A 23,263-nucleotide genomic window follows, 5' to 3' on the forward strand; every position below is an offset into this window, starting at 1 on the left:
TTATATGATTAAAGTTACGGTAGCAATCTGCATACTTACAATGAGTTTTTTGTCTTGTTCTCAAGCGGTCAAGCCTACGTCAAAAATCAATGAGGATATTAATCAAACCTACATTCCTCCAGGTACTATCAAACTGGTAGATACTATGTTTATTGATAAACAACCCGTGACTAATGAAATGTATAAAGAGTTTTTGAGGCATCGTGATTATTACTGGACTACAGCGTCCTCAAAAATGTTTGAGACTTTACCCACTCACAATGCGCCACTTCCAGATGAAATAAAAGTGTTGCAACAAAACAGTTATGCAGATGCGCTATCATCTTTACTTAATATTAAAGATACCAGTGAAGTAGCCTTGAATGATGGAGAGAGAAGTACTAATTTTCTTGAAAACCCATTGTATGCAAAGCACCCAGTATTAAGTATCGCTTATAAAGAAGCTGTTCTTTTTTGTAAATGGCGTTCAGAACTGGCTACTTTGCGTCTTAACTATATCAATAAGACAAAAAAATCTAGAGAACAATTTCCTAAAAAACTATACTACAGGCTCCTTTCGGAAAGTGAGTTTGTAAACGTGATTAATCATTTTAAACAAATTGATCGTTTAAAACAATTACAAGTATCAGAAGCTGGCGTAAAAGATCATCCAGAGGGATATTTGATTACTTATAATCTTGATGAACTACTTAATGACGGTAGTCTCTTTAATATTCAAAGTGAGCGTATTAAAACCGATACGCTTTCTAAAAGTAAAACCACTTTTAGGTGTATCTGTGAGACAGAGGCTTGGTAAGGTTTACGGCTTAAGTTATGAGTACGCTTTCGCGAAAGCGTAAAAATACTCGCTATTAGTTTTTCAGCATCCCAATATGAGGAATACCATCTTCTAGATAGCCCTCACCTACTTCTTTAAAACCAAGATTGTTGTAAAAACGTTTGAGATACGTTTGAGCAGATATTTTTATGGTTGTCTCATCATAATACCGCTCTACAGCTTCTATAGATGTGTTCATTAAGTCATAACCGTAAGTGTGCAAGCGTTCATTTTCTTGCACTACTACCCTACCTATACTGGCATTTTCAAAATAGGCTCCTGGTCCAAAAATTCTGGTATATGCGACTAGCTTTTCGTTTTTATAACCCATCACGTGTACGGCATCTTGATCTTTACCATCAACATCTTGATACACGCAGTCTTGCTCCACTACAAAAACCTCAGCTCTAAGTTGAAGTATATCGTACAACTCGCTCGTATTAAGAAATTCAAACTTTTTGATTTTAAAATCAAGGGCGACTTTGTCCATAACTAATACCCGCGTAGCGGGATTTTTATAAGGCTAGTTACAAGCTATTTTATCTACACGTCTCTGGTGGCGACCTCCTTCAAACTCTGTAGTAATAAATACTTTTACCATCTCAAGCGCCTGCATTTCTGAAGTGTAGCGTGCTGGTATCGCTATTACATTTGCATTGTTATGCTCACGTGCAAGAATGGCAATCTCTTTTATCCAGCATAGTGCCGCACGTACACCTTGATGCTTATTAACAGTCATTGCAATACCGTTACCACTACCACATATAACAATACCAAAATCTGCCTTACCCTCCTCTACATCTGTTGCAACAGGATGTCCAAAGTCTGGATAGTCTACACTATCTGGTGTGTCTGTACCATAATTACTAACAGTATGTCCAGCTTCTTTTAAAAACTTGACAATAACATTCTTATAACTAGGTCCTGCGTGATCGTTTCCTATAGAGATTTTCATAGTACGTTTGTTTGAGTAACAAAGTTAGTAAATAGCGGTATTGTTTTATCGTTTTACTTAAGCGGTAATTTAATACTGACTATAATTTTGTGCTCTTTTTGTTCTTTGATAAAGTTACACGCTTAATATACTGTGTATCATAACTTTAATAGGTGTATGTATATAAACCTCTTGCTTTGTTTACAATTGTTGATAACCGTGAAAAACCTGTTAATAGCAATTGTCAATAACTTTTAAGCAATACTGATAACTCTATTTGTGATTATAAAATAAAAATACAATACAGGACTTAGGGTATATAAACCTAATTTTTATATCCCAAATAATGATCAAAATTATGAGCACTAAAAGGAGCGATTTTTAATAAGTTAATAACTCAAGTTATAAGCAATTGTATGTGAAGTGTGGTTATCAACATTTGTTAACTACCTAACGTAACATACAGATTTACAAGCCTATTTAACTGTAATAACTCGTAGATAAGATGTCAATAACTATCAAAAAGTCACTTTTACAAAGAACAGCTCAAAAAGTTATACCGCTATTCACACTATATAATAAGCATCAATTTTTTTTTAAATTTTTAAAGAAAAGAAATATATATAATATTATATGTGAATAACATTTAGAAGTGACTAGAAGAAAAAAAGACTGTTTTAAAAAGTGTTGAAAAGGAGATTTGTTTCACTTTCGTGAAAAAGGAAACTGAAAAAAAAAAATAAAGCTGCTAGGTTATGAGTGATAACTCACTCGCTCTTGAGAAAACGGTGTCGAAGTGTGATTAGGGTTTTCTTCCTCAAAGGTTGCGTTTATATATATCGCAAAGCCTATGATTCCAATAATGAAGATTATTAGAAATAGTAAGGTGTTTTTATGAAAAAGCTTTGATGTATTCATAGTGCTCGTCTCTATAAAGACGCTACAAAAATACAATTGTTACATTAATTTTAAGATTTTTTTAAGAAAAATAGTAGTAACTATTAATTTTAAAGTTTTGATTTTTAAAATGTTACTTTAAAAGGGATGTTTTGAGTAATATGAGATTAAGATTTACTGTTTCTGTAATTTTGAGAATTATTGTAATTATATATTTTAAGGCATAGCTTTTGCACCGTACTCTTTACATAGCAAAATGTCTTGACTTAAAGAGTATAAAATTTTAATACTCTTGCTACATACTCTTATACGTAGCTCGTTTCATCTTTTCGCGAAAGCGTAATACTCACAAACCCTGTTTCTAAAAGGTTATAAAAACTTAAAATTTTAACAGAAATACTGAAGTTGAACATTTTAAGACTAATTTTGTACCAGATATACAATAAATGAATAAGAAGAAGAGAAGGAGAGGACCAGGAAAAATAACAAACCTCTCAGAAAGAATACTAAAAATTCTAAAAGCAGATCATCACAAAACTTACAATTACAAAAGAATAGCGGCAAAACTTGATGTAGATGATCCATCTAGCCGTAATCAAATAATCAAAAACTTACAGCAACTTAAAGCCAAAGAACAAATTGTAGAAGAGGGACGTGGCCAGTTTAAGATTGCAGCAAATAAAAACTACCACACTGGTATACTGGATGTATCTGGTAAAGGTGGTGGTTATGTGATGGTAGATGATCTTGAGCAAGACATCTATGTACCACCACATCACTTAAATAAAGCACTTAATGGTGACGAGGTTGAGGTATATATATACCGCCAGCGCCGTAGTAAGAAACACGAAGGTGAGATCACGAAAATCATCAAGCGTAAAACTGAAGAATTTGTAGGGGTTGTAAAACTCCAGAAAAAGTTTGCCTTTGTACTTACATCTGAGTCTAACAAGATGTATACAGACATCTTTGTACCCCTTAAAAAAATAGGTGATGCACAAGATGGTGATAAAGTAGTGGTAACCATAGAAGACTGGCCAGAAAAAGCAGACTCTCCTTATGGTAAAATCACAAAAGTACTTGGTAAACCTGGTGAGCATAACACAGAGATACACTCTATACTTGCACAATATGGATTGCCATACGAGTTTCCAAAAGAGGTAGAAGAGTATGCAAATAAGATAGATACTTCTATAAAAGAAGAGGAGATTGCAAAGCGTCGTGATATGCGTGACGTACTCACATATACCATAGATCCAAAGGATGCAAAAGACTTTGACGATGCATTAAGTTTCCAAAAACTAGAAAATGGTAATTATGAAGTAGGAGTGCATATTGCAGATGTAAGCCACTACCTCGTACCAGATACTATACTAGATGATGAGGCTTATGAGCGTGCAACCTCTGTATATCTTGTAGATAGAGTAGTACCTATGTTACCAGAAATATTGAGTAATGGTGCGTGTTCTCTACGTCCTAATGAAGAAAAGTATACCTTCTCTGCTGTATTTGAGATGGTACCAGAAACTTCAAAAATTGTAAATTCTTGGTTTGGACGTACAGTTACTTACAGTGATGCGCGTTTTGCTTATGAAGAAGCACAGGCCATTATAGAGAGTAGATCTAATATTATTCCAGCGGCGGTATCACTTACTGGTGAAGAATATACAGTTACAAATGAGCTTGTAGAAGCAACTTTAGAACTAGATAGACTCGCAAAAATTATGCGCCGCCAGCGTATGAAGGATGGAGCAATTTCTTTTGATAAGGTAGAGGTTAAGTTTAACCTTGATGATGATGCAAACCCTACAGGAGTTTTCTTTAAAACATCAAAAGATGCAAATAAACTCATAGAAGAGTTTATGCTACTTGCAAACAGAAAAGTATCTGAATTTATAGGTAAACAACGACCTAAAAAGACCTTTGTATACCGTATACACGACGAGCCTAATGATGAGAAGCTTGCCTCTCTTGAGAAGGTGGTAGGTAAATTTGGTTATAAAATGAACCTCACAGATCGTAAAAGTGTAACCTCTTCTCTTAACCAGTTACTCGTAGATGTACAAGGTAAAAAGGAGCAAAATATGGTAGACACACTTGCCATACGTACTATGAGTAAAGCCGTTTACAGTACAGAAAATATAGGTCACTACGGTCTTGCTTTTGAGTATTACAGTCACTTTACCTCACCTATACGTCGTTATCCAGATGTAATGGTACACCGTTTATTACAACATTATCTAGATGGTGGTAAGTCTGCTAGTGAAGAAGAGTATGAACAAAAATGTAAACACTCATCTCATATGGAGCAACTTGCTACAAGCTCAGAACGTGATAGCATAAAGTATATGCAAGTCAAGTTTATGCAAGATCATCAAGATGAAGAGTTTGTGGGTGTAATCTCTGGAGTGACAGAGTGGGGAATCTATGTTGAGATTATCTCAAATAAGTGTGAAGGTATGGTGCGCTTGCGTGACATAAAAGGAGATCACTATGAATTTGATCAAGATAGCTACTCGGTCATAGGGCAGAAGTCTGGTAACCAAATTACCCTAGGAGACGAGGTAGTAGTAAAAGTAAAAGAAGCAGATCTTGTTAAGAAACATCTTGACTTTACACTTGTGGGTGTGAAAGAAGGGTTGCATCAATAATAAATACGCTTTCGCGAAAGCAAAAAAATAAGCCACTTTATAAAATTTATAAGGTGGCTTTATTGTATGAAAACAAAACAATGCCATACCTGTAGTACACAAACTGAAGTTGCTTTTAGAGTGCGACTTGACAGTAAAAAGCAATGGGTCTTTATCTGTGAAGACTGTTGCAATCTTCATAAAGATAGTCCTGGGTATACCTATGGCGGTACTTGGAAAGGGAAGCGTCATTAATTGTAAGACTGTAACAATAAGGAAGACCGCCTGTCTCTATAACAAACAAAGACAATTATTATGAAAACAATAGTAACATTTATAGCCATACTTATAACGAGTATTTCTTTTGCTCAAAGTCCTATCACAAAAAATGTAGGAGATTTTACAGAAGTAAAAGTATATGATCGTATTGTGGTAAACCTTGTAAAGTCTACAGAGAATAAGGTGATAATTACTGGTGAAGACGTAAGCCAGGTTAATGTGGTAAACAAGGATGGAACCCTTAAGATTAAAATGGATCTAGATCTCATTTTTGATGGTAACAAGACCTTTGTTTACGTGCATTATAATAATCTTGAAGTTATAGATGGTAATGAAGGAGCTGTTATTACCTCAAACGAGCTTATAGAACAAGACAAGATTGAGATTAAGATGCAAGAAGGAGCTCGCGTTAAAGTAGGTTTACAAGTGCGAGAAGCCCTTTTAAGAGCTGTTACAGGAGGTATTATAGAAGCGAGTGGTCAAGCAACGGTACAGAGAGTAAAAGTAAATACAGGTGGTATCTATGAGGGTCGTAACCTAGAGACAGAAACTGCAGAGATATTTGTACAAGCTGGAGGAGAGGTAGAGGCTTATGCGAGTAAAATGGCAGACCTTACCATACGCGCCGGTGGTGACATCGTGATTTATGGTAATCCTGCAGAGGTAAAGAAGCATCGCACTTTTGGAGGGCGTATCAAAATTATGTAACTATAATATATTCTTAAAAAGTAAAGGGATGTTCATAACCAGTGAGCATCCCTTTTCTGTTGTAAATCCCTTTGCCTAACTTTGTGTAAAGCACTATATTTTTATGTTTGAAGACTTACACACGGCCATTCCCCTAGGATTTTTCCTAGCGTTCTTAATAGGGCCTGTGTTTTTTGTGTTGCTTGAGACGGCTGCTACAAAAGGTTTTAGAGCTGCTCTAAGTTTTGATATAGGTGTAATCATAGCAGACATTATTTTTATAATGGTTGCTTATTTAAGTAGTTATCAATTGCTAGAAAACTTAAGTAATCAGCCAGGTCTCTATGTTTTTGGTGGTGCTATTTTAATTGTTTACGGTCTTACCATTTATCTAAAAAAACCTACACGAGATGCCCTAGATCCTAATAGAGCAAAGGTCAAAAAAGGGGGATATCTACAACTTTTTATAAAAGGTTTCTTACTTAATTTTATAAATATAGGAGTGCTTGTTTTTTGGCTAGGTATCTTAATAATAATAGGCCCTACTGTAGAAAATGATGGAGAGCGCCTTCTTGGGTTTTTTATCGGGATGATAGGTGCTTACTTTATTACAGACTTAGGTAAGATTATTCTAGCAAAACAACTTAAGAGATATCTTACTCCACGTAGAATTTTTAAACTAAAAAAGGTTTTAGGTCTTGTTCTTATAGTTTGTGGTCTTGTACTAGTTACTAAGGGTTTTGTACCCTCAGACGAGTTTAATATACAACAAGAGATGGAGCGTTTTCAAGAAATCCCAGAGATTACGCCAGATAGCATTACCTAGAAAATAATACTGTATAAAAAAAGGAACTCCGTATGAAGTTCCTTTTTGAGGTATCGAGCGGATTCGAACCGCTGTAGATGGTGTTGCAGACCACTGCCTAGCCACTCGGCCACGATACCAGTTGTGCGTGCAAATATAGGAATAGATTTGTTATATAACTTATGAGAATCACTACTTTTTTACATCCTTCTAGTTGCAATTATGCATTATCAAGAAGAGATATAAAAACCTTGTCCTTTTTTTACAGCATTTATATTCTTTAAAATGAGTACTTAACGGGTTTTAGTACGCTCTACTGTAACCATTTCTACATCGCCACCTATAGGAGGATTTACCTTAGATACTGCGACTGTTGCTACTTGTATGAGTGCTTCCTCATTAAAAAATCGTACCAATATACGCTCGCAAACGGTCTCAAGTAGGGCAGAGGGTATTGCCATTTCTTCCTTAACAATACGGTTAAGCAACACATAATCTACCGTGTGAGATAGCGTGTCTGTTTGAGCGCTTTTAGATAAATCTGCCTCAATTTCTACATCTACTCTATAATCAGATCCTATGGCTGTCTCTTCAGAGAGGCAACCGTGATATGCATAGGCACGTATATTTGTTACTCTTATTTTTCCCATATAGCGGTATTGTTTATAAGTAGTCAAAGTTACAATACGTACAATGTATTACAAGAGCACTATGCTCCAAAGAGATCAAAAATATTACTCAGCGCACTAGTTTTTGCTTTATAGAACTCCGTATATGAGCAGTTCTTGCAAGTAACCGTACTGTATTTTTCGGTTTGCATATTGAGTAATTTAGTCAGAAAGCTACCAGTAGCTCTCATTTGCCCTATGCTATAAGTTGTATTTGCACATTTTGGACAGGTATAGTTGAGTGTTTTCATAAAGGTATTTTGTTATTGTATAAGTAGTTGATAAGTATATTTTGTTACAGAATCTAGTGCGAGCTCTCCTGTATATAGAAAGTTTATAAGGGTATAATTACGCTTTCGCGAAAGCGTAAAAAATACCCGTCAAAACACCTGCGCAATCCACCATCAAAATGATTAATTTTACCACAAGAATTATAGGTTATGACAGAAGAACATAAATCATTAAATTTTTTAGAGCAAATCGTCGAAGAAGATCTTAAAGGGTCTTATTCTAAAGAAGATTTACGCTTTAGATTTCCACCAGAGCCTAATGGGTATTTACACATAGGACACTGTAAGGCTATATGTATAAGTTTTGGACTAGGGGAGAAGTATGGTGCACCGGTAAACTTACGTTTTGACGATACAAACCCAGCCAAAGAAGAGCAAGAGTATGTAGATGCCATTAAGGAAGATGTCTCGTGGTTAGGATACCAGTGGGATAAAGTATGTTTTTCTAGTGATTACTTCCAGCAATTATACGACTGGACTATCGAGCTCATTAAAGATGGAAAGGCCTATGTAGACTCACAATCTAGTGAAGCAATGGCAGAGCAAAAGGGCACACCTACACAACCTGGTGTACCTGGACCTTATCGTGATCGCACGGTAGAAGAAAACTTAGACCTCTTTGCAAGAATGAAGGCAGGAGAGTTTAAAGAAGGAGAACACGTACTACGTGCAAAGATTGATATGGCACACGTAAATATGTTAATGCGTGACCCTATTATCTACAGAGTGCTACATAAAGATCACCACCGTACTGGTAGTGACTGGTGTATTTACCCTATGTATGACTGGACACACGGAGAGAGCGATTATATAGAACAAATATCACATAGTTTATGCTCACTTGAGTTTAAGCCTCACAGAGAGTTGTACGACTGGTTTCTTGACCAAGTTTATACAGGCAAAGACTTACGACCTAAACAAAGAGAGTTTGCACGCCTTAACCTCAACTATACCATTATGAGCAAGCGCAAGCTGCTTAAACTGGTAGAAGAAGGTGTTGTAACTGGCTGGGATGACCCACGTATGCCTACTATCTCTGGTTTACGTCGTCGTGGGTATACTCCTGCTTCTATACGTAACTTTATAGATGCAGTAGGTGTTGCAAAGCGTGAGAATGTGATAGATGTAGCGCTATTAGAATTTCATATACGTCAAGACTTAAATCGTACAGCACCACGAGTGATGGCAGTTCTTGATCCTGTAAAACTGGTGATTACAAATTATCCAGAAGGAAAAGAAGAGTGGCTAGATGCAGAAAATAATCCAGAAGATGAGAGTGCAGGTGAGCGTAAAGTTCCTTTTAGTAAAGAGCTGTACATAGAGCGTGAAGATTTTAAAGAAAATGCTGGTAGTAAATACTTTAGACTTACTACGGGTAAAGAAGTACGTCTCAAAAATGCATATATCATAAAGGGTGAAGAAGTCATAAAAGATGCAGATGGAAACATCACAGAGATACATTGTACCTATGACCCAGAGAGTAGATCTGGAAGTGGTACAGAAGCTTCTAAGCGCAATGTAAAGGGAACACTTCACTGGGTATCTATACAACACGCTATTAAGGCAGAGGTGCGCTTATTTGATAGACTTTTTAGTGATGAAAATCCAGATGGTCACGAAGACAAGGATTTTATGGAATTTATAAATCCTAATAGTTTAACAACCATTACAGGCTACCTTGAGCCTAGTCTCAAAGATGTTGAGGTAGGTGACTTATTTCAGTTTCAGCGCAAGGGATATTTTAATGTAGATAAGGACAGTACCCCATCACATCTTGTTTTTAATAGAACGGTAGGTTTACGTGATTCTTGGGCAAAAATTAAGCCTAAGCAAGCCTCACAAAAAAATAAAAATGCACCAAAACCTCAGCAGCAACAAGCATCTGCATTGAGTACCATAAATAAACTAGGTAAGAAGCTAGCAAATCTTCCAGAGGAGAAGCGTCTTACTACAGTAGCAGATATTCAAAAACTAGCAGCCCAGCTTACAGAAGAAGAGGTAAAAGGATTCTTTAACACTGCGGCAAAAAAGGTAGGAACTCGTCTTGCGGGTATGGAGAGTTTATACGCTTTCGCGAAAGCGCAAAACAAAACCATTAAAGATATAGAAGGTGCAGAAGCATTTGTCGAAAAAGCAAGAGAAGATAATAATGAGTTGCTGCAAGAAGCGGCTAGTAGATTTTAAGATATGTAGACCATATCTTTAACTAAAATTGGCATAAAAACCCGTTATCTAGACAGATAGCGGGTTTTTTTAACATTTATTGTGAGCTGGTGTTGTGGATATTAACCGGTTATTAACGGAGAATAATGGGCTATCAAAATATCTTTACACAACAACAATTACTAATCAAAATCAAAGAAGATATGAGTAAGTCAAGTAATACATTATTAGCTTTAGTTCTAGGTGGTGCAATAGGCGCAGCGGCAGGAATTCTTTATGCTCCAGATAAAGGAACTAAAACTAGAAAAGACCTTTCTAAAAAGGCTAAAAAAGAACAAGAAAAGCTGGTAAAACAACTTAAAGAGACTAGAGAGTCACTTACAGATAATGCACAACAGGCAAAATTATCTTTTGAAGAAAAACTTAACAGTACCATCTCTACCGCAAGCCATAAAGCAGATGATGTTATTGCTACACTAGAGACAAAGCTTGCAGAGTTAAGACTGCAAAACGCAAAGTTGCAAAAGGATGCAACCGTCGAAAAAGCAAAGGTAAAAACAGAAAAAGCGTTATCATAAGCCTACTTAAACCAATTAAATATGGCTTTTGAAAAGTTAACAGATAATCTAAAAGGACTTACAGATAACGGGCAACAGTATGCTAAGGTAACTGCAGAGTACTATAAACTCTCATTGTTTAAAAATGGGATGAGAGGCCTAGTAAGTGCTGCAAATATGGCAATTAGAGCTACTTTTGGTCTACTTGCTCTACTATTTTTATCTATTGGTCTTGCCATCGTTATAGGTGATGCTTTAGATAGTGCTAGTAAAGGATACTTTATAGTGGGTGGTATATATATTGTCATTTTCTTACTAGTATTCTTATTTGCAGGAAAACCACTTGAGCGTATGTTACTTACAAAGTATAGTAAAATGGCCTTTAGCGATGATTCTTTTAAGGAAACACCTTCTGCGGGAGCCTCTATGCCTATAAAAAACAAGATAGATGAGAGTATATAATAACTTTGACCAGATAGAACACGATCTTAAAATCCTTAAACTTAAGAGACAAATAAGTGAGGAGGAAGTAAGACTTAATGTAAATGGAGCAAAGACTGGAATGAGCTCTGGCCTGTCTCCAGTTTCTTCTATAGGTAATCTTGTAGGCTCACTGGTACAAAAGGCAGTAGTAGCAAAATTACTTAGTGCAATCTTTGGCTACAAGCGCGTTAAGGAAGTAGATAAAAAAGGAGAATATAAAGCGTAGTATCGCATTATTATTTACAAAAAAACCCCAAGATTTCTTGGGGCTTTTTTACTATAAAGAGGATTTTAATCTTCTTGAGAATCTCTATTTTTCTTGTTTATGATTCCTTTTGCTTCATTTTCTTTTTTCATTTGCTCACCTATTTGATTTGAAGCTACAAATGAGGTAATCATATCATTAAGCATATTACTACCCGCCTGTGGTGAGTTAGGCATAAGTATAAGGTTTGAGTTAGTTTGCTCACCCATAGATTGTAAAGTATCATAGTGTTGTGTTACAACAATAAGAGCAGATGCCTCTTGAGAATTGATCCCCACATTATTTAATACATCTACAGACTCTTCAAGACCACGAGCAATCTCTCTACGCTGGTCTGCAATACCTTGTCCTTGTAAACGCTTAGACTCTGCTTCTGCACGTGCTTTTGCTACAATCTTAATACGGTCTGCTTCTGCTTCAAACTCTGCAGCCACTTTTTCGCGTTCTGCTGCATTAATTCGGTTCATAGCTGCCTTAACCTGTAAATCTGGATCAATGTCTGTTACAAGTGTTTTAATGATGTCAAAACCATAGTTAGACATTGCTTCGTTAAGCTCACGCTTTACCGCAATGGCAATATCATCTTTACGCTCAAAAACGTCATCTAGTTTCATTTTAGGCACCTCTGCACGTACTACGTCAAATACGTATGAAGTAATTTGATCTCCTGGATTTTCTAATTTGTAAAAGGCATCATATACTTGATCTTTTACTACTTGAAATTGTACAGAGATTTTAAGTCTTACAAAAACGTCATCTTTTGTTTTTGTTTCTACCACAACATCTAGTTGTTGAATTTTTAGGTTGATGCGCCCCGCAATTTTATCTATTAGTGGTATTTTAAATTGTAATCCAGAATTACGTACCCCTACAAATTTCCCAAAACGCTCGACTACAGCAGCGGTTTGTTGTTTTACCATAAAGAAAGCAGAGATTAATACAAATAGTGTAAAGACTATTAGTACAGGAAGAATAACTTGACTCATAATTATTGTTTTTGATGGTTTATTGAACCTTTTACAAAGATTCTCATAAAGATAAGTAGCTATTATCGAGAAAAAGTAACACTTAAGCTAAAAGTTTCTGAAACGAAATAAACTTGCTCTATATTACAAACTGATTAATCAAGGTCGTTCTAGTCTGAACCTCAATATATGAGACACATAGTTTTTTTAATATTCTTTGGTATAGGTATGCTTACCGTAACAGCACAGTCTTATTATAGTCCAGGTAACTATAATAGATTAGGGCTGCAGGCAAAACTCTCTGTACTAGATATAGATACTCAAAACTTTAATCTAGAAGGAGAAACTGGTTTTCTAGGTGGCCTAACCACAAGGGGTAGATTATACAATGATTTTGGAATTGTTTATGGGATTGATTTTTTAAGTGCTAATATAAATTTACAAAGTCGTCCACTAGGAGAATCACGTTTAGAGGAAACTCGATATACAGTAATAGGAGCACAGCTTAATCTATTATTTAGTTACAATCTTATAGAAAAACATCTTGCTATAGATTTTGGTCCTGCTTTACTTGTTAATGGTAAAATGAATTTAAGACAGACGGGCCAGAGAGATAATATAGTAGAAGGCTACACAGCATTAAGAGCAGAAGATATTGAAGAAATATCACGTATAAATGGTTTTGGTATCATAGGTATCACCGCTGGTTTTGAGCACGTGAGATTTATTATACAATATCAATATGGATTTACAAATATGTTTAATAATCTTAACAACCGAGATTTATTAGATGTAGATCCTAATGCAGATAATTTTAAAGGATCTCCATCTTTACTAGCTGGAGGTATTGTTCTTTATCTTTAAAACACAAAAAAAGAGGAAGCTATTAACTCCCTCTTCTTTATAATATTAAGCAATCATTATCCTAGCGTAGCGATAGCATAATCTATACGTCGCAATGTTTCTTCTTTTCCTATAGTAGCTGCAATATCAAAAACATCTGGTCCCTGCATAGCTCCCACTAGCGAAAGCCTAAAAGGTTGCATTACTTTACCAAATCCTAGTTCACTATTTACTATCCAAGCTTTAAGAGCTGTTTGTGCCTCTATAGTTGTAAAGTTATCTACACCATTAAGTATGATTTTTACTTCTTCCATAATAGCGGTCGTCCCTTCTTTCCAGGCTTTTTTTGATGCTTTTTCATCAAAGGTAGTAGGAGCTGTAAAGAAGTAGCTACCTAAGGTCCAAAGATCTTCTACAAAGACAGCACGCTCTTTTATAAGTGTTACAACCTGTGTAGTATATCCTTCTGTAGCCTCAACACCTTTCTCAGTGAGTAATGAAGAGAAAGCTGTTGCAATAGTTGCTACGGGTATTTCTTGCATATACTGCTGCTGGAACCACTTTGTTTTTTCTGGATCAAATTTGGCTCCACCTTTATTAACACGCTTAAGGTCAAAGGCGGCAATAAGCTCTTCAAGGCTAAAGATTTCTTGCTCTGTACCTGGATTCCATCCTAAAAAGGCAAGCATATTTACTACAGCCTCTGCAAAGTATCCATCTTCTCTATACCCAGAAGAGATCTCATTACTCTTAGGATCTTCCCATTGTAGCGGAAATACTGGAAAACCTAGTTTATCTCCATCGCGCTTACTTAACTTTCCTTTACCCACTGGTTTCAGGATAAGCGGTAAGTGTGCAAATTTTGGAGCTGTCCATCCTAATGCTCTGTATAACAATACGTGTAAAGCAAGAGATGGTAACCACTCCTCACCGCGTATTACGTGAGAGATTTCCATAAGGTGGTCATCTACAATATTTGCTAGGTGATAGGTAGGCATACCATCAGACTTAAATAAAATCTTATCATCTAGTATGTTTGTATCTATCTCCATCTCACCACGTATCTCATCTTGAAGTTTTAAAACTTCATCTTGAGGAGATTTAAAACGTATCACATAGTTATCACCATCTGCAATACGCTGCTTAGTTTCTTCTTGAGAGAGTACAAGTGAATTATCTAGTTTAAGACGGTTATGCCAGTTATATATAAAAGTTTTACCGTTTGCCTCGTGATCTTTTCGGTGAGCATCTAGGCTCTCTGCCGTGTCAAAAGCATAGTAAGCATTACCAGAATCTATAAGCTGCTGTGCATAGGTATGATACATATCCTTACGCTCACTTTGTCTATATGGTCCGTAACCTCCATCTTTTGTAGGTCCCTCATCATAAGAGATACCGCACCAGTCTAGACTCTCACGTATGTAATCTTCGGCTCCAGCTACATAGCGATTTTGATCTGTATCTTCTATACGTAAGATAAAAGTACCTCCGTGTTTCTTTGCAAATAAGTAATTAAAAAGCGCCGTGCGCACACCACCGATGTGCAATGGCCCAGTAGGTGAAGGTGCAAATCGCACTCTAACATTTTGAGACATAGTCTTAGATTTTGTGCAAAGATACTTTTAAGAAGAGTAAAATTTTGAGATTTGAGGTTTAAAGTTTTTACGCTTTCGCGAAAGCGTAACCCTAGTAATTACATTTTGTAGAATTATATATAATGAACCTATGGTCTCTGATCTGCTGGGACTCGCTTGTTCATAATCTTAAACCATAAGGGTGGTAATAGCGATAGCACCATACTGGTAGGATATCCATATGGTAATTGCGGGCTTATGTCGTGATAATCTAGTAATTGATATTTCTTATTTGCACGATAGTGGTGATCACTGTGACGGGTAAGCTCATAGAGCATTATGCGCCCAAAAACGTGGTTACTATTCCACGAGTGTACTTCTCTTACACGCTCGTAACGGCCACTAGGAAGTTTTTTACGTCTCAACCCATAATGTTCTATATAATTAATTGTCTCAAGGAGTAAAAAACCTGCGATTGCTGCAAAAATTACAACCATAAGACCTAAAGAGCCAAAAAACCAATAAGCAACAAACAGATAACTAGCTTGAAAAATGTGATACCAGAGCATATCATTTTTAAAAGATAAAAAAGAGTTATTTGCTCTTTTTAATAGGTCCATTTGTATCCTCCAGGAGTTTGTATACTGTTTGTAAATAGAAGAAACCCAAAAAGAATAGAGCGATTGATTATACTTTGCTGTGGCCGGATCTTCTGGAGTGGCAGCTTTAAGATGGTGGCCATAGTTATGTTCTATATAAAAGTGCATATATAGTGCTGGCAGTAGGAGGAGTTTACCTAGAGTTCGCTCAATTTTACTTTTACGATGACCCAGCTCGTGAGCTACGTTTATTCCATTAGAGCCTATTACAATACCGGCAGAAAATATGAGACCTACAAGCTCTGCAAGGCTAGTTTCTTGAGTAGTTACTGTGGTTAATGTAAGTAATAATATACAGTACACAATCACAATGTTTAGATACAATAAGAAATCTGTCCAGTGTAATGATTGCTTATCTTCCTTTTCTTGAGAGTCTATATTAACCTCATTTACAGGTAAAATTGATTCAATGATAGGTACAAGAACAAAGGCATAAATTGGGGTTAACCACACCCAGACATCTTGATAAGTAAGACCTATAAAAGCACATAGTGGAGTAGAGTAGGCAGTAAGATATTTGAGATCTTTCATAGGGTAAAAGTGCTGTGTTTAATATATTGTTAGAAAGGACAAAGCAATAATCTTGCATAAAGTGTTGATAGGCAAGATTATTGTAGACAAAATAGAACATTCTTAAAACATAATAAAATAGTACTTTAGAGGTTGCTATAAAGAGAATACCTATAATGATGAACAGGTTTGAAAAGATAGAGAGGAAGTTAGAAGGTTTTATTAAGAAGTATTACACAAATGAGTTGCTTAAAGGCGTGATTTTGTTTTTTGCTTTTGGGGTCTTATATTTTTTACTCACCCTCTTAATTGAATATTTCTTTTGGCTCAGTCCTGCAGGTCGTACCGTTTTATTTTGGGTTTTTATTCTTGTAGAAATAGCACTTCTCGCCAAATTCATTTTACTACCACTATCTAGACTTTTTAAACTCTCAAAGGGAATTAACTACAAAGATGCTGCGAGTATAATAGGTAATTATTTTCCAGAGGTAAGTGACAAACTTATAAACACATTACAGTTACACAAAGATGCTGGAGACTCAGAACTTATGCTGGCGAGCATAGCACAAAAAAGTGAAGAGCTAGAGCCGGTACCTTTTAAGCTAGCCATAGATTTTAAAAAAAATAGTAAGTACTTAAAGTATGCTGCCATCCCGATTGTGGTATTTCTTATCGCAAACTATGCAGGTAAGGAAAAGGTATTTTCTTCTAGCTATGAGCGTGTTGTAAACTATAATGAAGCTTATGAGCCACCAGCTCCTTTTTCTTTTTATGTGGTAAATGAAGATTTACAAGCTATAGAGAATAAAGATTTTGAACTTAGAGTACGTACCGTAGGAGACGTAATTCCGGAGGAGGCAAGTATACGCTTTAACGATGAGGTTTATTTTTTACAACAAACGGCTCCAGGAGAGTATAGTTATGTTTTTGAGCAACCTACAGAAGATGTGACCTTTAGCCTTCAAGGTAACAAGGTGGTTTCTCAACCTTATGATCTTGAGATACTTAGAGTTCCGGTACTACTTGATTTTGAGATGGTTATAGATTATCCTAATCACACTAATAAGCGCACAGAACGTATTAAAAATACTGGAAATGCAATTATTCCAGAAGGCTCAAAAGTGAGCTGGGAGTTACGTACAAGACAAACCGATAATGTAGATCTTGTGCTTAAGGATACGATTATTTCTTTCGCTTTAAGCGAAAATAAAAACAACAGCATATCTTACAGCACCTCTAAGCGTATTTATAATAATATGAGCTACGAAGTAAGTACGAGCAATGCAAGATTAAAAAATTATGAAAGCCTTGCCTATAACTTACAAGTTATAAAAGATCAATACCCTCAACTATTACTAGAGGCAAAAAGAGATACAGTAAACGAACAACAAAACTATTTTTACGGTAAAGTAAGTGATGACTATGGATTAACTAAGTTGCAAATCGTGTATTACCCGTCTGAAACTGAAGTAAAGCAATATAAGACTATTGCTATATCAAACGGTAATGTGGATCAATTTGTTTATGCCTTTCCTGATAATCTTGACTTGCAGGAGGGTGTAAATTATGAGTATTATTTTGAGGTTTTTGATAATGATGCTGTTCATAATTACAAGAGCACAAAGAGTACAATTTTTAGCTACACAAAACTCACAGAGGATGAACTCAAAAACAAACAACTAGAGCAACAACAAAAATCAATTAGTAATCTAGACAAGTCTTTACAAAAGATGAAGGAACGAGAGGAGGAGCTCAAAGAAATCTCTCGTACTCAAAAGGAGAAAAAGGAACTTACCTTTAATGATCAAAAAAAGCTGGACAATTTCTTAAAGCGACAACAGCAGCAAGAAGAAATGATGAAAGACTTTTCTAAACAGCTTAAAGAAAATCTGGATGAGTTTCAAAAGGAAGAAGAACAAACAGATGAGGACAAAGAGAGGTTAAAGGAACGCCTCGAACGTCAAGAAAAAAAGGCGAAGGAAAATGAAAAACTTCTCAAAGAGTTACAAGAGCTGCGAGAAAAAATGCCAAAAGAAGAGCTCTCAGAAAAACTAGAGGAATTAGAAAAACAGAATAAAAATAATAAGCGCAACCTTGAGCAAATGGTTGAACTTACAAAGAGATATTACGTTCAAAAAAAGGCCGAGCAAATTGCAAATGATTTACAAAAGCTTGCAGAAAAACAAGAGGCATTAAGTAAAAAGGAAGGAGCAGAAAATAGCAGTGAGCAACAGCAACAACTTAATGAAGAATTTAAAAATCTAGAAGAAGCGCTTAAGGATCTTGAAAAAGAAAATCAAGAACTTAAAAAGCCAATGGATATTCCGGGGGATGATCAAAAGCAAGAAGAAATTAAAGAAGAGCAACAAGGGGCTTCACAAGAATTAGAAAATCAAGAACAGCAACAACAACAAAGTGGGCAACCTCAAGACACATCTGAAGCACAGAAAAAACAAAAAAAGGCAGCAGATAAAATGAAGCAAATGAGCCAGTCTATGCAGTCACAAATGCAAATGTCTGGTGAGGAAGCATTAGAAGAGGATGCAGAGATGCTTAGACAGATACTTGATAATTTATTAGTTTTTAGTTTTGAAGAAGAAGTCGTGATGATGAACTTTAGAAGTATGGATGATAAAAATCCTAACTATGCTAAAAAGCTAAGACGCCAGAATGTTTTAAAACAGAATTTTGAGCATATAGATGATAGTCTTTATGCATTATCATTACGTCAACCTAAGCTTGATGAGGTAATAAACGAGTCACTAGTAGACATAGATTATAATATGAATAAGGCGTTAGAGCGTCTTGCAGAAAATCAAATTATACAAGGAGTAAGCAGCCAGCAATATGTTATTACTGGAGCAAATGAACTTGCAGACCTTCTTAGCCAGTCTCTTGATGATATGCAAAATGCTATGATGTCGGGTAAAGGTTCTGGAAAAGGAAAAGGTGCTGGTGTAGGTTCTGGCGGTGGTGGCGGTGAGCAATTGCCAGACATCATTCAAAGTCAGGAAGAGCTCAACAAAAAAATGGGAGAGGGAAAAAAACCTGGCGAAGGTAAAGATGGTGAGGATGGTGAAGGCAAGGAAGGAGGAGAAAAGGCAGGTGGCGATAAACCAGGTGGTGAAGAAGTTGAGGGAAAAGGAGGGGAGCAACCTGGATCTAATGGAGAAGGCAGAAAAGAAGGTGAAGGAAAAGGTGGTAAAGGAGGCAGTAAAGAATCAAGTAATGGAGATAAAGATGGTGAAGGAGAAGGTTCTGGTAATGGCGAAGGTGAAAATAGTGGGGATGAGTATGAGCAAGGATTGCTTTATGAAATTTACAAGGAACAGTCTAAGTTACGACAGCAGTTACAAGATGCAATTGAGCGTGAAGGTCTAGGTGATGACGCAAAAAAACTTGTAAAGGATATGCAGAAAGTTGAGGAGCAATTATTAGACAAAGGATTTAGTAATGAGACTATGCAAAATATGACTAAACTCAAGCACGAATTATTGAAGCTTAAGGAAGCCACTTTTCAGCAAGGCCAAGAGGAAAAACGTGAGGCAAATACAAATTTGAAGAGTTTTTCAAATCCCGTGAATAGTGCTTTAGAAAAAGCAAAAAAATATTTTAATACAACAGAAATTCTTAACCGTAACGCACTTCCTCTTAAAGAAGAATATAAGCGTAAGGTGCAAGATTATTTTCAGAAGAGCGATGATAGAATTTAATAGTATAAATAATTTCGAGTTAGTTAATCCAGAACAAATCATTACGTGGTTAGAAGGAGTTATCAGTGCAGAAAGGAAGATTGTCGGTGAGCTTAATTACATCTTTTGTGATGACGCTTATTTACATAAAATCAATGTAGATTTTCTCGACCACGATACATTTACAGACATCATCAGTTTTGACTATTCTCAGGGCAATATAGTAAGCGGTGATATGTATATCTCTGTAGAGCGAGTAGAGGAGAATGCTCAAGATTTTAATTGCTCTTTTAGAGACGAATTAAGCCGTGTTATGGTACACGGTATACTTCACTATTGCGGTTATAAAGATAAGAGTACAGAGGAGGGAAAGCTTATGCGTAGTAAGGAGAATACTTATTTAGCATTGCGTTAAGTAGTAATTTTCTTACAATTACTAATTTTCAATAGTTTTAGCTTCTTATAACCTTAACTCTTTAAGTGATCAAAACTATTTATCTTTGCACGATTTTCTTTTAGGGTAATCACGCTTTCGCGAAAGCGTAATACAAAGTGTTCAATAAAGGACACGTTTAATGTTCCACGTGAAACAATGAGTTTATTTCAAGATACATATGATGTAATTGTAGTTGGTGCAGGTCACGCAGGTTGTGAAGCTGCTGCCGCTGCTGCAAATATGGGAAGTTCTACGCTTCTTGTAACAATGAATCTACAAACCATCGCCCAGATGAGTTGTAATCCAGCTATGGGTGGCATTGCAAAAGGGCAGATTGTAAGAGAGATTGATGCATTAGGAGGATATAGTGGTATTGTGTCTGATAAGACAGCAATACAATTTAAGATGCTCAACAAATCAAAAGGTCCTGCTATGTGGTCACCACGAGTGCAAAGTGATCGAATGCGATTTGCAGAGGAGTGGAGATTGCGTCTAGAAGGAACACCTAATCTTGATTTTTATCAAGAGATGGTGAGCGGCCTTCTAGTAGAAAATAACAAGGTAGTAGGAGTAACCACTTCTTTAGGTATTAAGGTAAGAGGTAGATCTGTAGTGCTCACAAATGGTACTTTTTTAAATGGACTTATCCATATAGGTGAGAAACAATTTGGAGGAGGTAGAGCGGGTGAAAGACCAGCTACTGGTATCACAGAACAGCTACTGGATTTTGGCTTTGATTCTGGTAGAATGAAGACAGGAACACCACCTCGTGTGGATGGTAGATCATTAGATTTTTCTAAAATGATTATCCAGCCAGGAGATGACGTTCCAGAGAAGTTTAGTTATAGTAAAGAGACAAGTCCGCTTACTAATCAGCGTCCTTGTCATATGAGTTATACTTCCCCAGAGGTACACGATTTATTGCGTGAAGGTTTTGATCGTTCTCCTATGTTTAATGGTAGAATCAAATCTCTCGGACCAAGGTATTGTCCATCTATAGAAGATAAAATTAACCGCTTCGCAGATAAGGATAGACATCAGTTATTTGTAGAGCCAGAAGGTTGGGATACCTGTGAGATTTATGTAAATGGATTCTCAACATCTCTTCCAGAAGATGTACAATTTAAAGCTTTGCGTAGCGTAGCTGGTTTTGAAAACGTAAAATTCTTCCGCCCAGGTTATGCGATAGAGTATGATTACTTTCCGCCTACACAGCTTAAGCACACCTTAGAAACTAAGCTTGTGAGTGGGCTATATTTCGCTGGTCAAATTAACGGAACCACGGGATATGAAGAAGCCGCTTCTCAAGGTCTTATGGCGGGTATGAATGCACACTTAAAAGTACATGATCAAGAGCCTTTTACTTTACAACGTGACGAGGCTTATATAGGTGTTCTTATAGATGATCTTATTACAAAAGGTACAGAAGAGCCATATAGAATGTTTACTTCTCGTGCAGAGTATAGAACCTTGTTAAGACAAGATAATGCAGACGAGCGTCTCACTCCACGATCGCATAAAGTAGGTCTAGCATCTGAGGAGCGTCTTGTGACTATGGAAAAAAAGCGCGAGCAGTCGGATAATTTAGTTAAGTTTTTTGAGGATACAAGTATCCTCCCAGAGGAGGTAAATGATATATTAGAAGAACGAGGATCTTCTCCTATGCGACAATCTGATAAGATGTTTAAGGTTTTCTCAAGACCTCAAATACATCTAGAGGATATGAAGCAGTTTAAAAAGGTTGCAGCATATATTGACGAGCATAGTCTCGAGCGTAATGTATTAGAACAAGCAGAAATTAAAGTAAAGTATGCTGGTTATATTGCAAAAGAAAAAGCAAATGCAGATAAGCTTCAACGTCTTGAGAATATCAAAATTCCAGATAATTTTGATTACTCAAAGCTTAAATCATTATCATTTGAAGCAAGAGAAAAGTTGTCTAAAATTAGACCAACTACAATTTCTCAAGCATCACGAGTGAGTGGAGTTTCTCCTTCAGATATAAGTGTGATGTTAGTTTATATGGGAAGGTAATTTTAGTTTTCTCTTCGTTCCACGTGAAACAATTTTAATGAAAAAGGATTTCAAAGTTAAAGATCATTCTGTAACAGGAGAAGAATTTGTGCTTACATATGATGAGAAACTGCATATGTATTACACAATGCCAAAACCTACTTTGGGGAGTTTACCTTCATATTATGAAAGTGATGATTATATATCTCATACAGATGGTAAACGTTCTTTATTTGAAATTGCTTATCAAACGGTAAAGGGAATTACGCTTTCGCGAAAGCGTAAACTCCTTAAAAAATATCACCCATCTTTGGGTCGTGTTTTAGATATAGGCGCCGGAACTGGAGATTTTTTAGAACATCTATCTAAACATAACTGGAAAACTTCTGGAATTGAACCTAGCATAAAAGCCAAATCACTAGCTCAAAAAAAAGGACTCAATTTAAAATCTACTATTGAAGAAGTAGGGGAGGAGCAATTTGATGTGATTACAATGTGGCACGTTTTAGAACACGTTTATGATCTGCAAGGACAAATAGATTGGCTTAAAAAACATCTTGCTACAAATGGAACTGTGTTTATAGCTGTCCCAAATTTTGAATCCTTTGATGCTTCACATTATAAAGAACTATGGGCTGCATATGATGTGCCTCGTCACCTATATCATTTTTCTGAGCAATCTATAAAAATGTTATTTGAATTAAGTGATTTAAAATTGGTAGAAGTTTTACCTATGAAGTTTGATGCTTTTTACGTGAGCCTACTTTCTGAAAAATATACATCTGGTAAGATGAATTATTTTAAGGCTCTTATTACTGGTCTGCGCTCAAACAAGAGAGCAAAAGCAAGTGGAGGTTACTCTTCTCAAATTTATGTCTTAAAACACGCTTAAAATTAAAATAAGCCGTTTTAAGAGCGTTTTGTAGGTTTAGTGCTATCTATATATGTAATTATTGTAAAAACTAACTTAAGGCACCTTTTAAGAGGTGCTTTTTAATAGGGATTTCTTATTGATAATTATTTTGTTAATTGTTTTTTATTATTAGCTTGTTTTTTAATTAATTTTTGTTGTGTAATGTTCCACGTGAAATAAATT

Annotated in this window: 22 protein-coding genes and 1 tRNA gene; 14 read left to right on the forward strand and 9 right to left on the reverse strand. The window is 36.0% G+C overall.

The window, feature by feature from the left end; translation table 11 throughout:
* Positions 1-4: 4 nt before the first annotated feature.
* On the forward strand, positions 5-796 hold the full coding sequence (locus I597_RS03025) for an SUMF1/EgtB/PvdO family nonheme iron enzyme (RefSeq protein ID WP_035326181.1): 792 nt from the start codon (positions 5-7) through the stop codon (positions 794-796).
* 55 nt (positions 797-851) lie between these two features.
* On the opposite strand, the gene I597_RS03030 is transcribed toward I597_RS03025, so the two are convergent.
* From I597_RS03030 to I597_RS14865, 3 genes are all read right to left on the reverse strand, one after another.
* Positions 852-1,307, reverse strand: coding sequence for a GNAT family N-acetyltransferase (locus I597_RS03030; protein ID WP_035326183.1), 456 nt, complete (start codon positions 1,305-1,307; stop codon positions 852-854).
* 33 nt (positions 1,308-1,340) lie between these two features.
* Complete coding sequence (gene rpiB / locus I597_RS03035; protein WP_035326185.1) at positions 1,341-1,772, reverse strand: ribose 5-phosphate isomerase B; 432 nt, start codon at positions 1,770-1,772, stop codon at positions 1,341-1,343.
* 732 nt (positions 1,773-2,504) lie between these two features.
* Positions 2,505-2,669 (reverse strand): hypothetical protein, encoded by a 165-nt coding sequence (locus I597_RS14865; protein WP_157496176.1) that lies wholly within the window; start codon positions 2,667-2,669, stop codon positions 2,505-2,507.
* Positions 2,670-3,094: 425 nt separating this feature from the next.
* Between I597_RS14865 and rnr the strand changes: the two genes are divergently transcribed.
* The 4 genes from rnr (at position 3,095) to I597_RS03055 (ending at position 7,070) form a co-directional block, all read left to right on the forward strand.
* Complete coding sequence (gene rnr, locus I597_RS03040) at positions 3,095-5,299, forward strand: ribonuclease R (protein WP_035326187.1); 2,205 nt, start codon at positions 3,095-3,097, stop codon at positions 5,297-5,299.
* A 66-nt stretch (positions 5,300-5,365) separates the two neighbouring features.
* Positions 5,366-5,533, forward strand: a complete 168-nt coding sequence (locus tag I597_RS14965) for a hypothetical protein (protein WP_169741090.1) — start codon at positions 5,366-5,368, stop codon at positions 5,531-5,533.
* A gap of 60 nt (positions 5,534-5,593) precedes the next feature.
* A complete protein-coding gene (locus I597_RS03050; protein ID WP_035326192.1) occupies positions 5,594-6,265 on the forward strand; it encodes a head GIN domain-containing protein in 672 nt (223 codons plus the stop codon).
* Positions 6,266-6,368: 103 nt separating this feature from the next.
* Complete coding sequence (locus tag I597_RS03055; protein WP_035326195.1) at positions 6,369-7,070, forward strand: LysE family translocator; 702 nt, start codon at positions 6,369-6,371, stop codon at positions 7,068-7,070.
* Positions 7,071-7,118: 48 nt separating this feature from the next.
* Here the strand turns inward: I597_RS03055 and I597_RS03060 are convergent.
* The 3 genes from I597_RS03060 to I597_RS03070 form a co-directional block, all read right to left on the reverse strand.
* Positions 7,119-7,189: transfer RNA gene (locus I597_RS03060), tRNA-Cys, on the reverse strand.
* Positions 7,190-7,342: 153 nt separating this feature from the next.
* Entirely contained in the window at positions 7,343-7,699 is a 357-nt protein-coding gene (gene folB / locus I597_RS03065) for a dihydroneopterin aldolase (protein WP_035326199.1), read from the reverse strand.
* A gap of 59 nt (positions 7,700-7,758) precedes the next feature.
* Positions 7,759-7,968, reverse strand: a complete 210-nt coding sequence (locus tag I597_RS03070) for a zinc ribbon domain-containing protein (RefSeq protein ID WP_035326201.1) — start codon at positions 7,966-7,968, stop codon at positions 7,759-7,761.
* 189 nt (positions 7,969-8,157) lie between these two features.
* On the opposite strand from I597_RS03070, the gene I597_RS03075 reads away from it, so the two are divergent.
* From I597_RS03075 to I597_RS03090, 4 genes are all read left to right on the forward strand, one after another.
* Positions 8,158-10,191 (forward strand): glutamine--tRNA ligase/YqeY domain fusion protein, encoded by a 2,034-nt coding sequence (locus I597_RS03075; RefSeq protein ID WP_035326203.1) that lies wholly within the window; start codon positions 8,158-8,160, stop codon positions 10,189-10,191.
* Between the two features lie 182 nt (positions 10,192-10,373).
* Entirely contained in the window at positions 10,374-10,748 is a 375-nt protein-coding gene (locus I597_RS03080; protein ID WP_035328892.1) for a YtxH domain-containing protein, read from the forward strand.
* Positions 10,749-10,769: 21 nt separating this feature from the next.
* Positions 10,770-11,189: a phage holin family protein gene (locus tag I597_RS03085; protein ID WP_052111852.1), complete on the forward strand. Its 420-nt coding sequence runs from the start codon at positions 10,770-10,772 to the stop codon at positions 11,187-11,189.
* Entirely contained in the window at positions 11,176-11,436 is a 261-nt protein-coding gene (locus I597_RS03090) for a DUF6327 family protein (protein ID WP_035326205.1), read from the forward strand. Before I597_RS03085 ends, I597_RS03090 begins: the two co-directional genes overlap by 14 nt.
* Positions 11,437-11,501: 65 nt before the next feature.
* Here I597_RS03090 and I597_RS03095 read toward each other — a convergent pair whose 3' ends face one another.
* On the reverse strand, positions 11,502-12,461 hold the full coding sequence (locus I597_RS03095; RefSeq protein WP_035326207.1) for an SPFH domain-containing protein: 960 nt from the start codon (positions 12,459-12,461) through the stop codon (positions 11,502-11,504).
* Between the two features lie 168 nt (positions 12,462-12,629).
* Here I597_RS03095 and I597_RS03100 point away from each other — a divergent pair, with 168 nt between their 5' ends.
* Positions 12,630-13,304 carry a hypothetical protein gene (locus I597_RS03100; protein ID WP_052111854.1) on the forward strand — a complete coding sequence of 225 codons (675 nt, stop codon included), beginning with the start codon at positions 12,630-12,632 and terminating at the stop codon, positions 13,302-13,304.
* A 56-nt stretch (positions 13,305-13,360) separates the two neighbouring features.
* Here I597_RS03100 and gltX read toward each other — a convergent pair whose 3' ends face one another.
* Positions 13,361-14,878 carry a glutamate--tRNA ligase gene (gene gltX / locus I597_RS03105; protein WP_035326208.1) on the reverse strand — a complete coding sequence of 506 codons (1,518 nt, stop codon included), beginning with the start codon at positions 14,876-14,878 and terminating at the stop codon, positions 13,361-13,363.
* Positions 14,879-15,006: 128 nt separating this feature from the next.
* Positions 15,007-16,047 (reverse strand): alkane 1-monooxygenase, encoded by a 1,041-nt coding sequence (locus I597_RS03110; RefSeq protein WP_035326209.1) that lies wholly within the window; start codon positions 16,045-16,047, stop codon positions 15,007-15,009.
* Positions 16,048-16,202: 155 nt separating this feature from the next.
* Between I597_RS03110 and I597_RS03115 the strand changes: the two genes are divergently transcribed.
* From I597_RS03115 to I597_RS03130, 4 genes are all read left to right on the forward strand, one after another.
* Positions 16,203-19,739, forward strand: a complete 3,537-nt coding sequence (locus I597_RS03115) for a coiled-coil domain-containing protein (protein ID WP_081964993.1) — start codon at positions 16,203-16,205, stop codon at positions 19,737-19,739.
* Positions 19,726-20,133 carry an rRNA maturation RNase YbeY gene (gene ybeY / locus I597_RS03120; RefSeq protein ID WP_035326211.1) on the forward strand — a complete coding sequence of 136 codons (408 nt, stop codon included), beginning with the start codon at positions 19,726-19,728 and terminating at the stop codon, positions 20,131-20,133. The genes I597_RS03115 and ybeY overlap by 14 nt, the downstream gene beginning before the upstream one ends.
* A gap of 177 nt (positions 20,134-20,310) precedes the next feature.
* Entirely contained in the window at positions 20,311-22,188 is a 1,878-nt protein-coding gene (gene mnmG, locus I597_RS03125; protein ID WP_035326214.1) for a tRNA uridine-5-carboxymethylaminomethyl(34) synthesis enzyme MnmG, read from the forward strand.
* Positions 22,189-22,225: 37 nt separating this feature from the next.
* Entirely contained in the window at positions 22,226-23,059 is an 834-nt protein-coding gene (locus tag I597_RS03130; protein ID WP_035326217.1) for a class I SAM-dependent methyltransferase, read from the forward strand.
* Positions 23,060-23,263 lie beyond the last annotated feature (204 nt).

The organism is Dokdonia donghaensis DSW-1, assembly GCF_001653755.1.
Lineage (GTDB): Bacteria > Bacteroidota > Bacteroidia > Flavobacteriales > Flavobacteriaceae > Dokdonia > Dokdonia donghaensis.